Origin of the sequence: Sphingomonas sp. dw_22, assembly GCF_018449795.1 — a bacterium.
In the GTDB taxonomy this organism is placed as follows: Bacteria; Pseudomonadota; Alphaproteobacteria; order Sphingomonadales; family Sphingomonadaceae; genus Sphingomonas.
The window spans coordinates 1-12,122 of sequence record NZ_JAAVVE010000033.1 but is presented as its reverse complement, the minus strand read 5'-3'; the positions used below and the strand labels follow the sequence as shown (position 1 = coordinate 12,122).

The following is a 12,122-nucleotide window of genomic DNA, read 5'->3' as shown; positions in this document are numbered from 1 at the left end:
GAGCAGAGGAACGACCATGACCGCACCGCAAGATGGCAAGACGGGCAAGACGGGCAAGACCCTGATGATCGTCGAGGACGAAGTGCTCGTAGCGACGACCCTGCGGGACGAACTGGCGGACGCCGGATACCACGTCCTCGACCTGACGGATCACCACGCCGAGGCGCTGGAAGTGGCGAAGGCCAGAAAACCCGATCTGGCGCTGGTCAATATCCGGCTCGCCGGGCGCGACGACGGCATCGAACTCTCCGAACATCTGAAGGCGCTGGGGATTCCGGTCCTGTTGATCAGCGGACAGGTCAGCCGGACCAGGTCGGCGCAGACCGTGGCGATCGCCTCGATGCCCAAGCCCTATGACGCCGCCGACATGGTGCTCGCCGTGGCCTATCTGCTGGCGCGCCTGCAAGGCGACGCCTCGCTGCCGAGACCGGCCCGACTCGAAGTGTTCGAGGACGCCGGCTTCGGTCTCGCGCCGGCGGCCTAGGACCGACACAGGCGGCGCGGGCCGGAGACGCCGGACCGGCTTCAACGTCCGCTTGAAGCTGCAACAACCGGGCACCGCCTACTCCCGCTGCGCCTTCTGCGCCTCGCGGTCGCATCGCCTCCGGCCTGTCCCACAGAGTCCCGGGCGACGACACCCTTCGAAGGCGAGGACGACATGGATCTGGATCTCTTGGGCAAGACTTTCATCGTGACCGGCGGCACCGACGGGCTGGGCCTCGCGTCGGCCAGGGCCCCCATCGCCGAAGGCGCCAATGTCCTGGTCACCGGACGCACGAAGGAGAAGTTCGTCCGGGTGCGGGATGCGCTGAGACCTGATGCGGACAGGATCGCCTTCCGGCCGGCGACGCCGCCTGGCGCGGGCGTTCGAAAGCGTCTTCCTGGACGCGGTACGGCTGGTCCGCGACCTGTCGCGGTCATCACCGATGGCGGCGTGATCGCGCTGGTGCTCGCCACGTCGGCCAAGGAGGCTGCGCCGACGGTGCCGATCTTCGAAAGAACGGATATTGCTCTGTTCCGCAAGAACAATCTCTCGCTGCAGTGGCGGCTAAGCGCGGCAGAAACCGAAAAGCGTGAAGAAGGTCGCGGCCGCTACCGCGCCAGCCGCCTAGAAGCGCTCTGCCGCCTCAACGGTAGTGGTCTTCGATCGCTGCCAGGGGGAGCCCAATGCCAGATCGGCCACGCCGTTCAGCGACAGCGCCGACGCGATGAGGAGCCCCGCCGTCGCCGGCCCCAGGCGGCAGGTTTCAATCAGAAAGAACGCAAAAAGGACGACGCTGAAGTGCCACAAGAGGCTCTTTCCGAAATGCGTGGCCAGATTAGGTGCCGTCGTTGGAACGGTTTTCCATCGGGACGGGGATCAAGGGGTCTATTCGGCGAACATCGGCCATGTTCCTGGGGCGGGCTTGGGCATCAATGTTGGAATTTTGACCATATTAATCAACAATCACTCAAGATTCGGCTTTCGTCACATCTCTTCCACATAGCGCGCCTAGCGACGAGCGCACTTGCCGTCCGGCAAGTCGCGTTGCGTGAAACCGAATAGGGCATGGGGGAGTAGGACATGGCGATCGATCGCAGAACGTTCATCCTGGGCGCTTCCGGCGTCGCCGCCGCCGCGGAAGGCGGGGCCGCGAAGGGTCTGGGACGATCGGCTGGACGCGGCTCGATCCAGGATATCGAGCATGTGGTGATCCTGATGCAGGAGAACCGCTCGTTCGACCATTATTTCGGCATGCTGCGCGGCGTGCGCGGGTTCGGCGATCCGCGCCCGGTCACGCTACCGGGCGGCAAGCCCGTCTGGGCACAGCGCCGCGCCGATCGCGACGGTGGGCAGATCGCATGGCCGTTCCGGCTCGACTACAACAGCAGCAACGCGCGCTGCTTCACAGGGCTCGATCATAGCTGGAAGGACAGCCAGGCGCGCTGGCGCAACTGGGACGTCTGGGCGGAGCAGAAGGGACCGCTCACCATGGCACACCTGACCCGCGACGATATTCCCTATTATTACGCGCTGGCCGACCAGTTCACCATCTGCGACGATTATCACTGCTCGCTGCAGGGCCCAACCGGCCCGAACCGGCTCTACCACTTCACCGGCACCAACGGCCTCAGCGTCGGTCAGGAAGGCATCTATTGCGTCACCAACGGCGGCAGCGATCCCAATCCCGGCGCGGACATGGCGAAGGACGACGAAACCGACGGCTTGCCCTGGCGCACCTATGCCGGGCGTCTGGAGGAAGCGGGTATCTCGTGGCGCATCTACCAGGAGCTGGCCAATTATTCGGACAATCCACTTGGCTATTTCAAGGAGTTCCGCAAGCTCGACCGGGCATCTTCGCGCTATCGGCGCGGGCGTGCCCATGTCGACTGGATCGACGGCGTGGCACCTGCGGACCCGGAGAAGACGCAGGCCCGGCACCTGATCGCCGCCTTCGCCGCGGATGTCGCCGCCGATCGCCTGCCGTCCGTCTCGTGGATCGTGCCAATGATGCAGATGAGCGAGCATCCCGACGCCCCGGTACCGTTCGGCGAGGTGCTGATCTCCAGCCTCGTCGCCGCGCTCGCCGCCAATCCGAAGGTCTGGGCGAAGACCGCCTTCATCCTGAACTATGACGAGAATGACGGCTTCTTCGACCATGTGCCTGCGCCGATGCCTGCGATCGCGCCGTGCTATGGCGCGAGCAATGTCGATGTGCGCAGCGAAACCTATCAGGGCGAGCCGGTCGGGCTGGGGCCGCGCGTGCCGATGCTGGTGATCTCGCCCTGGACGCGCGGCGGCTGGGTGAACTCGCAGCTTTTCGATCATACTTCGGTGCTCCGCTTTCTGGAAAAGCGCTTCGGTGTGGCCGAGCCGAACATCTCGCCCTGGCGCCGCGCCGCGTGCGGGGACCTGACCTCGATCTTCGATTTCGACGTGCCGTATCGGGCGCGCCTCGACACGCGCTGGGTGACGGCGCTGCCGTCCGTCGTGGACTATGTCGCGGAAACCGAAAAGCTGTGCGCCACCGCGCCGGCCCCGCAGATCGCCAGGAGCGAAGGCGTGCCTGCGCAGGAAACGGGCACCCGCCCGGCCCGGCCGCTGCCCTATCGCTTCACGGTCGAGCCGGTCTGGTCTGACGCTGGCCTGACATTGCGCTTCGTGAACGACGGACCCGCAGGCGTCGTGTTCGGGGTGCAGGACGAAGTGGCGTTTCCCGGCTGGCGCTATTTCACCGTCGCGGCGAACTCGCGACTGGAGGAAAGCTGGCCGCTTCGCCGAGACCGGTCGCATGCCCTCACCGTGCGCGGTCCCAACGGCTTCCAGCGCGACTTTCGCGGCGAGGCGGGTGCTCCCCGGATCGAAGCCGCGATCGTCTGGCGCGAGGGCGAGGCAGCCAGTGCGCTGCATGTCGCCAATCGCGACGCGGAGTCGGTGACGGTGTCCACCCACTGCGCGCATACAGGCGCCCGCGAGCAGCTCGCCATCGCCCCTGGCACCGAGGCGCAATTGCCGGCCGCGCTTCCCGATCACCGTTGGTACGACCTGCTGCTGACCGCCCCCGGCGGGGCACGGCTGCGCCTTGCCGGCCATGTCGAAACCGGCCGGCCGGGAAGCAGCGAGCCCGCCGCCGCCTTTCCGCATCCCGCCTGAAGGCCTGCGCGCCGCCTGCCCGGTTGTCATCAGCCTGTTGCGAAGGGCGCCTAGGGGCACCGTTCGATAAGGGCGGGCGTGATGGAATCGGGCGCGGCGACGGACGACAAGGTGCTGACCTCGCGCTTCCTCGCGCTGGCGGCGATGGAGTTCTGGGAGCGCTTCGCCATGTCCGGCATGAAGTCGCTCCTCGTGCTGATCCTGGTCGATCACGTGCTGGCCGGGAACCTGTCGCGCGTGATCGGGGCCGCCGCCATCCGCGACGCGAGCGCGGCGCTGTTCGGACAGGTCTCCACCACCGGCCTCGCCTCGCAGATCTATGGCTATGCCAATGCGCTGATCTATCTGTCGATCCCACTCGGCGGACTAATTGGCGACATGGTCGGCAGCCGGCGGACGATGGTAGCGTGCGGCGGCGCCAGCATGCTGATCGGCCTGACGATGATGCTGGGCGAGCGGAGCTTCCTGGTCGGCCTGGTCCCGTTCGCGATCGGCACCGGGTTGCTGAAGGGAAATTTGTCGGCGCAGGTCGGGCTGCTGTTTCGCGACGAGGCGCAGCGGCGGCGCGGCTATGCCCTTTATCTTGGCTTCCTCAACGCCGGCGTGATCTGCGGCCCGCTGGTGTGCGGTGCGCTGGCGGCCTTCGCCGGACCGGCATATGCGATCGGGGCGGCCGCCGCGGCGCTCGCGATCGGGCTGCTATTCTACGCGCGTAGCGGCACCGAACCGAGCCGCGCGAAGGCCGTCGCGGCGCCGGCCGGTTCGCGGACCGATCCGATCGCGGCCACCGCCCTGCTGATCGTCGCGCTGGTGGCGGTATATCTCTGCTATTCGGCCTATGACCAGCTCAGCAACATCTTCCTGGTATGGGCGCGGACCCGTGTCGACCTGCGGCTGGGCGGATGGACGATGCCGGTCGCCTGGTTCCTCTCGCTCGACGGTGCCTTCACGCTGGCGCTGATCGGCGGATCGCAATGGGCGATGCGCGCGCTAGAGCGGCGCGGCGTGGCGATCGGCGCGGTGGTCCAAATCCTGCTCGGCGGGCTGTTCTGCGCGGCCGGATATCTGGTTCTCGCGATCGGCGGCGCAACCAGCGGCGACACGGCCCTGCCCCTTCCCTGGGCGTTCGGCTATCTGTTGCTGATCGACGCCGCGATAGTATTGATCTGGCCGTCAGGGTTGAGCCTCATCGCCGGCATCGCGCCGGGGCGGCTGGTCGGCTTCTGGATGGGACTGTTCTACCTGCACGGCTTCTTCGCCAGCTTGTGGGTCGGGTTCAGCGGCGTCTTCTACGAGCGCATGGCCATCGGGCATTTCTGGCTGCTCCAAGCGGGCGTAGCGGGCGTCGGCGCGCTACTCGTGCTCGTCGCAGGCCTGCCGCTGATGCGCGCCGTCCGCACGCGTCAGGCGACCACCACCTCGGCGTGAGCAAAGGCGCTGGCGAAGTCTGCGTCGAGCGGCTTGTCGGTAACGAGGATGTCGACATCGGTGAGGGCCGCGGTCTGGACCAGCGCATAGCGGCCGAACTTGGACGAATCGGCCGCGAGCAGCACCTGCCTCGAAGTGGCATAGACGATCCGACTCATCTCCGCCTCGCCGGGATGGAAATCCATCAACCCGCGCTCGATGCTGATCCCGCCGACGGAGAGAATGGCGAGGTGCGGGGTCAAGCCGCGGACATAATCCAGCGCATTATGGTCCGAAAAGGCGCGATAGTCGTAATCCATCTGTCCTCCGGCGAGGAACAGGCGGTTGTTGTTGATGCCGCCAAGATCGCTCGCCACGCGCAAGGAATTGGTGATGACGGTGAGCGAGCGCCGCTCGACGAGTTGGCGCGCGATGAAGCAGCTCGTCGTGCCGGCATCGATGAAGACGATCCCACCATCGGGCACGAGCTCGGCCGCCGCGCGGGCGATGCGCAGCTTCGCGTCCGCATTCTCCTCCATCCGCTGATGGAGAGGCCCCTCATGCACCGGAGCGGCCATGCGCGCGCCGCCATGTTCGCGGATGATGACGCCATGATCCTCGAGCGCGCGCAGCTCGCGACGGATCGTCTCGTCCGACACGGAGAGATCGGCCGCAAGCGCCGTCACCGACAGCGTCCGCCCGCTGCGCAGCCGAGACATGATCTCGCGCTGACGCTTTGATCTTTTCTCTATCGCTCCCTCCATCGCACTGATTCCCCACGATCCAACACCCCGGCGAGACATGCTGGGCGTCCATGATTTTGCAAGCAGGATGTGCCGGGGCCGGCAGGACCGGCCCCGGCGAAAAGCCTCAGAAACCGAGGCGTGCCGTCAGCCGCATGGAACGCGGCGACTGATAGTTGACCGGCGAGCGATAGTCGGGGTTGGCCGATCCGTCGCCCTGTTCGCCGAAATTGTTGTACGACGTCACCGCATTGCTGTTGAACACATTGAAGATGTCGAGGCGGATCGAAGCATCGACCTTGTACGGCAGCGGCAAATGGGCGACCGCACTGATATCGAACTGGGTCAGCCAGTCGCCGTTGAATGCGGTGCCGCGCGGAATGAGCTGGCCGCGACAGTAATAAGCATAACCGTGATAGGTGTTCGCATAGGCGTCGACATCCACCGGCACCGCGCCGATGCAGCTATAGTGCTCGGGCGACTGGATCACCGCGTTGGCACCCAGATCTAGCGCGTCGAACAGGCGGTAGCTGCCATAGGCCTTGAAGCTGTGCCGGCGGTCGTTCGGCAGATAGCCATAGGCTCCGTTGACGAAGCCCGGCGAGTCGAAGTCCGCGGTGCGGTTGATCGCGAGCTGCCCGTTCTCCGACCGGACGCCGCCCTCATAATTCCCCTTGTCGAACGCGAGCGTGTAGGACGCCGAAAGGCTCCACTTCTGGTCGAAGGTGCGATCGAAGGTCAGCGTCAGCGCGTTATAGTTGCGGCTCGGCTTCGGATAGTCGAGCTCGGATGCCTTGAGCGTCACCGTCGGGGTGGTGCCGTCGGGCAGCTTGTTGATCTGCACCGTCACGTCCTTGCCCGGATTGGCGATGACGAACTGGCTGCCGCCGGGATATGCCGCCTGGCAGGCCGCCGCGGTGAAGCCCTGGGCGACGCAATAGGCGCGGGCGCCGGCATCGATCGAGATGTCCTCGATGACGTTCTTGAGCTCGCGATGCGTGAAATAGGCACCGATGCGGACATGATCGCCGAACTGGTGCTCGGCGCCCAGGATGAACTCATTGTCCGACTGCGGCTTGATGTTGCTCGCGATCGCGCCGGACGGATTGAACGCCGAGCCGTCGGCCGAGACTTCGCAATTCTTCACCTGGGTATCGGGGCAGGCGGTGGTGTTGGTGACCGTCAGGATCGGCGCGCCTTCGACCGGGATGTTGCCGGCGCCACTCACGCCGTTGAAGAGATTGTATCGCGTATAGGTGACGAGACTGCCCGCTACGTTCAGATTGATGTCGCCGGCCATCGGCAGATAATATTGCGCATAGGATCCGAAGATCTTGGTGCGCCCGTCGCCGAGCGGATCGAACGAGACGCCAAGGCGCGGGGCCCATTGATTGCCCGATTCGAAGAACGACTCGCCGTTCACGCCCTGATTGCTGAAGCGGTCGTTGCGCACGCCGAGATCCAGGCGCAGCCGGTTGTCGAGCAGCGACCATTGATCCTGCAGGTAGAAGGCTTCGTTGCGGACATGGGCGATGCCGTTCTGGGCATAGACGCGCGTCGTGTAATATTCCGTGCCGACCGGCAGGCCGATGCGCGCGGCCGAATCCTCGGTGACGGCATAGATCTTGAGGGCGCCGCCGCCGATGGTCTCGAAGGTCTGCGACTGCGTGTCCTTCTCATGATCATAGCCGGCGCGAACGTGGTGCGCGCCGAACAGATGGAACTGCAGATCGGCGTCGACGCGATAGAATTCGCGCTCGTCGTCGGTCTGGCTGAAGGCGTCGGTGACCTTGTTGAGGCCGATCTGGATGCCGGCCGGATCCGTCCGGTAATCGACCACCTGCGGGTTGGTGATGTCGAGCGGCACGTTGCCCGAGCGCAGCTTGTTGACGCCATAGGCGCCGGACAGCGTCAGCCACGGCGTGAAGGTGCCCGTATAGCGGCCGACATAGTTGATGCCGCCCGCGCGGGCATTGGTGCCGCCGGTCTTCTCGCCGAGCGTGAAGTTGGTGCGATCCCAGTCATAGCTGCGGTTGTGCGTGTCGTTGGTCGTGTCGAAATAGGTGAACTCGAGATGATGGTCGCCGGTGATATAGGCGTCGACCTTGCCGCCCCAGAACGGGCTCGTGTTCGTCACGCCCGTCGCATTGTCCTGGTTGGCCTGCGGGGTCATCGAGCGGATGTTGCGGAAATTGTAGAGGCCGTAGACGAACAGATGGTCCTTGATGACCGGGCCGCTGGCCTGGAGGATCAGTTCCTGCCGGCTGGCGGTGGCGTGACGATAGTCGGTCGTGCGGGTCGATGGCGAGCTGCCGCGCAAACCGTCCGGCTCCCAGATGCCGGTCGCGCTCGCATGATATTCGTTGGAACCCGACTTGGTGGTGGCGACGACATAGCCGCCGGTCGCGCGACCGAACTCCGCCGGGGCGCCGCCGGTCTTCACCTCGACGGTCTGGTAGAAGTCGAACGGTACCTCGGTCGGCTGACCGCCCGAGACGAAATCGGTGACGTTCAGGCCGTTGATGTAGAAGGCGTTCTCGGTGAAGGCCGCGCCGGCGATCGACACCTGGTTGGCGAAGCCCCCGTTCGAAGGCGACGAGCCCTGGACCGCGCCCGGCGTTAGCAGCATCACGTCCCGCAGCGTGCGACCGACCGGTACGCGCTCGGTCAGCGAGGCGAGGTTGATGGTGCTGCCGACGGTGGTATCCTGGAAGTCCGCGACGCGCTGGCGCGAGCCGGTCACGACGATCTCGTTGTTCCGCGAGGCCGAAATCAAATGAAAGGTGTTCGCGCCGCCGGTTTCGCGCGTCAGCGGGATGCCGCCCTCGGTATAGGTCGCATAGCCCTCCGCGCTGACGGTGAAGTCATAGTTGCCGGGCGCGAGCTGCGGGATGGTGTAGGCGCCGCTGCCATCGGTCGTCACCGAACGGCTGACGCCCTTGTCCGAAGAGGTGATCTTCACCTGGGCGCCGACAAGCGGCGTGCCGTCCTCCGCCGTCACACGGCCCGAGGCCGCGATGTTCGTATAATCCTGCGCGCTGGCGGGCAGCGTATTCATGGCGACGGCCGGAACGGTCGTGCCGAGCATCAACAGCGCACGCAAGGCTGCGCGCGACGAAAGTCGCGTGTGGCGAAACATCGGAACCCCCAATTATGATTGAATTTTGCGCCGCGGTGAAACCGTGCCGCAGCCGGCGCACTATGCGCCACACGTGGAATTTTTGTGACAAACACACATAAAATTCACACACAGTAGCCAAGCGGTGCCCATTGCCGGCCGGACTGGCGGTGAGGGGTGGCTTTCGGGGCTGGCCGGCTATTTCACGAGCGCCCGGGCCGGGATCGGGCGTAAAGCCGACCTTACCGGGTCAGGCGAACAAAAATTTCCCAATAGTCTGAGTGCCCATCATACTCATGTCGGGTGCACCAATCTTCAGACCCGATGCTCCGCCCGCCGGGCGTTCCCTGGTTCCGGTGCTGCTCCCGTGAGGAGGATAGTCATGCCCTGGTTGCACAGCCTGCTCCTGCCGCTGCTCGGCGTCCTGCTGTTCCTGGCCTTGATCGCCGGCGCGGAGCTTGGCTATCGCGCCGCGGCACGGATGTCGCATCGGCAGCACGCCGGGCCCGAGCGGCCAGGCTCCGACCAGGATTATCTGCGCTGACCGCGATGCTGGGGCTGTTTGCCCTGCTGCTCGGCTTCACCTTCTCGCTCGCGCTCAACCGCTTCGAAGCGCGGCGCGACCTTGTCGTGCAGGAGGCCAATGCGTTCGACTCCACTTGGCGCGAAGCCCAGTTGCTGTACGCGCCCGACCGGGCGGCGATGGGCGCGCTGCTCCGGCAATATGTCGATGCGCGGCTGCGCTGGTCCGAAGCCTATGCCGGCCGCGACGGCATGGCGGAGACGGAGCGGCGCCAGGATCGGCTCTGAGCAGCAATGGCACGGCCGTCCGCGGAGCCGTCGCTGCCGATCGCACAGGGATTGATCCAGGCGGTCGGCAAAGTTTCGGCGTCGCCGCGGCACGGCTCTCGGCGCGATCGGCGAACATTCCCGATCGCGTGCTCAACGTGCTGCTGCTCTGATGTGCTGCTCGCCGTCTTCATGCTGGGCCAGGTCTCGGCGTCGCACCGCGGGCTGCGCCGGGCATCGATCGGCCTGCTCCCGCTGCTGCTCACCCTCGCGCTGATCGTCATCCTCGATCTCGACCGGACCGGAGAAGGCAGCATCCTGGTCTCCCAGCAACCGCTCGCGGACCTCGATGCGATAAAGTCGCGCCGATATCATCGCGAAGCTTTCAGAAACCGTTGCGGGCTGCCTGGACGAAGCGGGCCGGCCACTTCGCCGCCCTTCGAACTTCACCAGTGGAATATCCGAAAATGCCGATCACCTCGGCTCCCCGATGCGGATCGAGCATCCCTCGGTCAAGGAAAAGGCGGGGCCGCAGCCCCGCCCTTATTTGGTGCAGTCAAGCTGCTTGTTAACAGCTGGCCCGGGCCAACCGCAACTCCTGGAAGCGCCGGATGATCGGCCACTGCGGCCTAGCATCTCAGAGATCGGCGCCCAACCATAAACCATCAGCGGCATAACCGTCCGCCGAAAACCCTATCGCCCCAGAACGATCGCTCCGGCCTGATCGCCAATCACCCATCGTACCGACAGCTCGATCACCGGACCCCCGGCGACCAGGAGCAGGACCGTCTTGCCGTTGCGGATTCCATCCGCGCCTTCGATCCGCACGCCGCCGCCGGCCAGCCTGGAGATCGCCACTTTCTGGCTCGCGCCGTTGATACGGATGATCTTGCCGGTCAAGCTCCCGCCCGGTCCGGCGGAACCACCGGCCTCGCTGGCGCCCCCGGCAGCGGCGCGGTCCCGATATGGGGGGAGGTCATGCTCCCCCTCCAGAAAATCCATGCGGGCTCCTGCGTTTGCGGTTCCTGCCGGAACGGGCCGGTGCTTATCCGGCCCTGCTGCGCAGCGCGTCGCGGATCTCGCGGAGGAGGAGCACTTCGTCGCTCGGCTCGGCTGCCGCCTCGCGGATGATCCGGCCGGCGGCGCGCACCATCAGGAAGATGAGGAAGGCGAGGATGAGGAAATTGACCGAGACCGTCAGGAAGCGGCCATAGCCGAGCAGCGGGACGCCCGCTGCCTTGAGCTCGGCATAGCTGGCGAGCGAGCCCCTATAGCCCTCGGGCACCGACCCGAGCATCAGGAAATAGCCCGAGAAATCGAGACCGCCGAGGATCCTGCCCACCACCGGCATGATGATGTCGTCGGTCAGCGACGTGACGATCGAGCCGAAGGCCGCGCCGATGATGACGGCGACGGCAAGGCTGAGGACATTGCCCTTCGCCAGGAAGGCGCGGAAATCGCTGAACATGGGGGCTCCTGCCTGAATGAAAAAGGTTGGCGGGGCCGCGATAGAGGGGGGAGTTCGCGGGCCCCGCCGCACCAGACCTCAGGGCGTGCAGACCTCAGGCGTGGTGAACTTCGGCTTCTCCGGAGTTCTGGATATTCTCGATGCAGCGCAGGGCGCTGGCCTTCGCCTTGTAGCCTTCGGACGACACGGCCAGGATGTTTCCGTTCGAATGCTTGAGGCGCCAGCGGAACTCGCCCCGACGATCCTGATAGACTTCGAACTTCATCGTCTTGTGCCTTGCCGCTAAATGATGATGCTAGAGGCGTATCACGCGGCGCGCGGGCTCGGGTGTAAACAACGGTAACGGTTCCGCGCAGCGCCAACGGGCTGGTGAGGGTCATGAGGGAACTTGCGTTCATATTCGCCGCGGCGGGGCTTCTCGCGGCCTGCACGCCCAAGCCGGTCGCGACGGTCGCGTCGCTGCCCCCCGGCATTCCCGCCGGTGCGCAGACCTTCGCCATCGTCGCCGCGCCGGATGCGGGATCGCAGGCCGCGGCTCCGCTGGTCGAGGCGCGGCTGCGCCGGCTCGGCTATACGCCGAGCGCCACGCCGGACCTGCGCGTCGAAGTGAGCACGGCGGCGCGCGCGCGTACCGTCGGCGCCTTCACGCCGGGCAAATGCGGCGCCTCGAATCCGGACTGGATCGATCCGCCGGCGGAGAAGCGGCTGTTCGAGGGCGGGAAGCTGCTGACGCTCAATATCCGCACGCTGGACGCCAGGACCGGGATGCCGCTCCACCAGGCATCGGCCACGCTGCGTTCCGACGCGGGCCTGGCCGAGGCGCAGGCCGCACTGACCAACGCGGCGCTGGGCGTCGATCCGCGCGAGGCCCCGAAAGCTGCCGCGCCGCGGGGCTGCTGAACCCCGGGCGGGAGCATCCGGTCAGTATCGACATTCGGCATGCCAGGGCCAGGCCCGACAGAT

The 12,122-nt window shown here is 65.9% G+C and carries 13 protein-coding genes; 7 read left to right on the top strand and 6 right to left on the bottom strand.

Annotation, left to right across the window (positions count from 1 at the left end):
• The first annotated feature begins 16 nt into the window (after positions 1–16).
• From HB724_RS14175 to HB724_RS14160, 4 genes are all read left to right on the top strand, one after another.
• Positions 17–484 (top strand): response regulator, encoded by a 468-nt coding sequence (locus HB724_RS14175; protein ID WP_213981592.1) that lies wholly within the window; start codon positions 17–19, stop codon positions 482–484.
• Positions 485–658: 174 nt separating this feature from the next.
• Positions 659–1,546, top strand: a complete 888-nt coding sequence (locus tag HB724_RS14170) for an SDR family NAD(P)-dependent oxidoreductase (RefSeq protein ID WP_256731524.1) — start codon at positions 659–661, stop codon at positions 1,544–1,546.
• Positions 1,547–1,564: 18 nt separating this feature from the next.
• A complete protein-coding gene (locus HB724_RS14165) occupies positions 1,565–3,634 on the top strand; it encodes a phospholipase C, phosphocholine-specific (protein WP_213981591.1) in 2,070 nt (689 codons plus the stop codon).
• 81 nt (positions 3,635–3,715) lie between these two features.
• A complete protein-coding gene (locus HB724_RS14160; protein WP_213981590.1) occupies positions 3,716–5,062 on the top strand; it encodes an MFS transporter in 1,347 nt (448 codons plus the stop codon).
• Here the strand turns inward: HB724_RS14160 and HB724_RS14155 are convergent.
• Positions 5,038–5,805: a DeoR/GlpR family DNA-binding transcription regulator gene (locus HB724_RS14155; protein WP_213981589.1), complete on the bottom strand. Its 768-nt coding sequence runs from the start codon at positions 5,803–5,805 to the stop codon at positions 5,038–5,040. The two genes, HB724_RS14160 and HB724_RS14155, sit on opposite strands and share 25 nt — an antisense overlap.
• Before the next feature lie 106 nt (positions 5,806–5,911).
• On the bottom strand, positions 5,912–8,887 hold the full coding sequence (locus tag HB724_RS14150) for a carboxypeptidase regulatory-like domain-containing protein (RefSeq protein ID WP_256731523.1): 2,976 nt from the start codon (positions 8,885–8,887) through the stop codon (positions 5,912–5,914).
• A 397-nt stretch (positions 8,888–9,284) separates the two neighbouring features.
• On the opposite strand from HB724_RS14150, the gene HB724_RS14145 reads away from it, so the two are divergent.
• Both HB724_RS14145 and HB724_RS14140 read left to right on the top strand, forming a co-directional pair.
• Positions 9,285–9,446 (top strand): hypothetical protein, encoded by a 162-nt coding sequence (locus HB724_RS14145; protein WP_213981587.1) that lies wholly within the window; start codon positions 9,285–9,287, stop codon positions 9,444–9,446.
• Between the two features lie 5 nt (positions 9,447–9,451).
• A complete protein-coding gene (locus HB724_RS14140) occupies positions 9,452–9,712 on the top strand; it encodes a hypothetical protein (protein ID WP_213981586.1) in 261 nt (86 codons plus the stop codon).
• Positions 9,713–9,844: 132 nt separating this feature from the next.
• On the opposite strand, the gene HB724_RS14135 is transcribed toward HB724_RS14140, so the two are convergent.
• From HB724_RS14135 to HB724_RS14120, 4 genes are all read right to left on the bottom strand, one after another.
• A complete protein-coding gene (locus HB724_RS14135; RefSeq protein WP_213981585.1) occupies positions 9,845–10,141 on the bottom strand; it encodes a hypothetical protein in 297 nt (98 codons plus the stop codon).
• Between the two features lie 243 nt (positions 10,142–10,384).
• On the bottom strand, positions 10,385–10,591 hold the full coding sequence (locus HB724_RS14130; protein ID WP_213981584.1) for a hypothetical protein: 207 nt from the start codon (positions 10,589–10,591) through the stop codon (positions 10,385–10,387).
• A gap of 145 nt (positions 10,592–10,736) precedes the next feature.
• Positions 10,737–11,159, bottom strand: a complete 423-nt coding sequence (mscL, locus tag HB724_RS14125) for a large conductance mechanosensitive channel protein MscL (protein WP_213981583.1) — start codon at positions 11,157–11,159, stop codon at positions 10,737–10,739.
• Positions 11,160–11,253: 94 nt separating this feature from the next.
• Positions 11,254–11,424 carry a DUF1508 domain-containing protein gene (locus HB724_RS14120; protein ID WP_213981582.1) on the bottom strand — a complete coding sequence of 57 codons (171 nt, stop codon included), beginning with the start codon at positions 11,422–11,424 and terminating at the stop codon, positions 11,254–11,256.
• A gap of 113 nt (positions 11,425–11,537) precedes the next feature.
• Here HB724_RS14120 and HB724_RS14115 point away from each other — a divergent pair, with 113 nt between their 5' ends.
• Positions 11,538–12,059 (top strand): hypothetical protein, encoded by a 522-nt coding sequence (locus tag HB724_RS14115; protein ID WP_213981581.1) that lies wholly within the window; start codon positions 11,538–11,540, stop codon positions 12,057–12,059.
• Positions 12,060–12,122: the final 63 nt, after the last annotated feature.

Bases quoted from the DNA above. Each gene is read 5' to 3' on its own strand.
- HB724_RS14155 (WP_213981589.1), bottom strand. From the start codon at position 5,805: ATGGAGGGAGCGATAGAGAAAAGATCAAAGCGTCAGCGCGAGATCATG.
- HB724_RS14145 (WP_213981587.1), top strand. From the start codon at position 9,285: ATGCCCTGGTTGCACAGCCTGCTCCTGCCGCTGCTCGGCGTCCTGCTG.
- HB724_RS14170 (WP_256731524.1), top strand. From the start codon at position 659: ATGGATCTGGATCTCTTGGGCAAGACTTTCATCGTGACCGGCGGCACC.
- HB724_RS14160 (WP_213981590.1), top strand. From the start codon at position 3,716: ATGGAATCGGGCGCGGCGACGGACGACAAGGTGCTGACCTCGCGCTTC.
- HB724_RS14115 (WP_213981581.1), top strand. From the start codon at position 11,538: ATGAGGGAACTTGCGTTCATATTCGCCGCGGCGGGGCTTCTCGCGGCC.
- mscL (WP_213981583.1), bottom strand. From the start codon at position 11,159: ATGTTCAGCGATTTCCGCGCCTTCCTGGCGAAGGGCAATGTCCTCAGC.
- HB724_RS14165 (WP_213981591.1), top strand. From the start codon at position 1,565: ATGGCGATCGATCGCAGAACGTTCATCCTGGGCGCTTCCGGCGTCGCC.
- HB724_RS14175 (WP_213981592.1), top strand. From the start codon at position 17: ATGACCGCACCGCAAGATGGCAAGACGGGCAAGACGGGCAAGACCCTG.
- HB724_RS14140 (WP_213981586.1), top strand. From the start codon at position 9,452: ATGCTGGGGCTGTTTGCCCTGCTGCTCGGCTTCACCTTCTCGCTCGCG.
- HB724_RS14120 (WP_213981582.1), bottom strand. From the start codon at position 11,424: ATGAAGTTCGAAGTCTATCAGGATCGTCGGGGCGAGTTCCGCTGGCGC.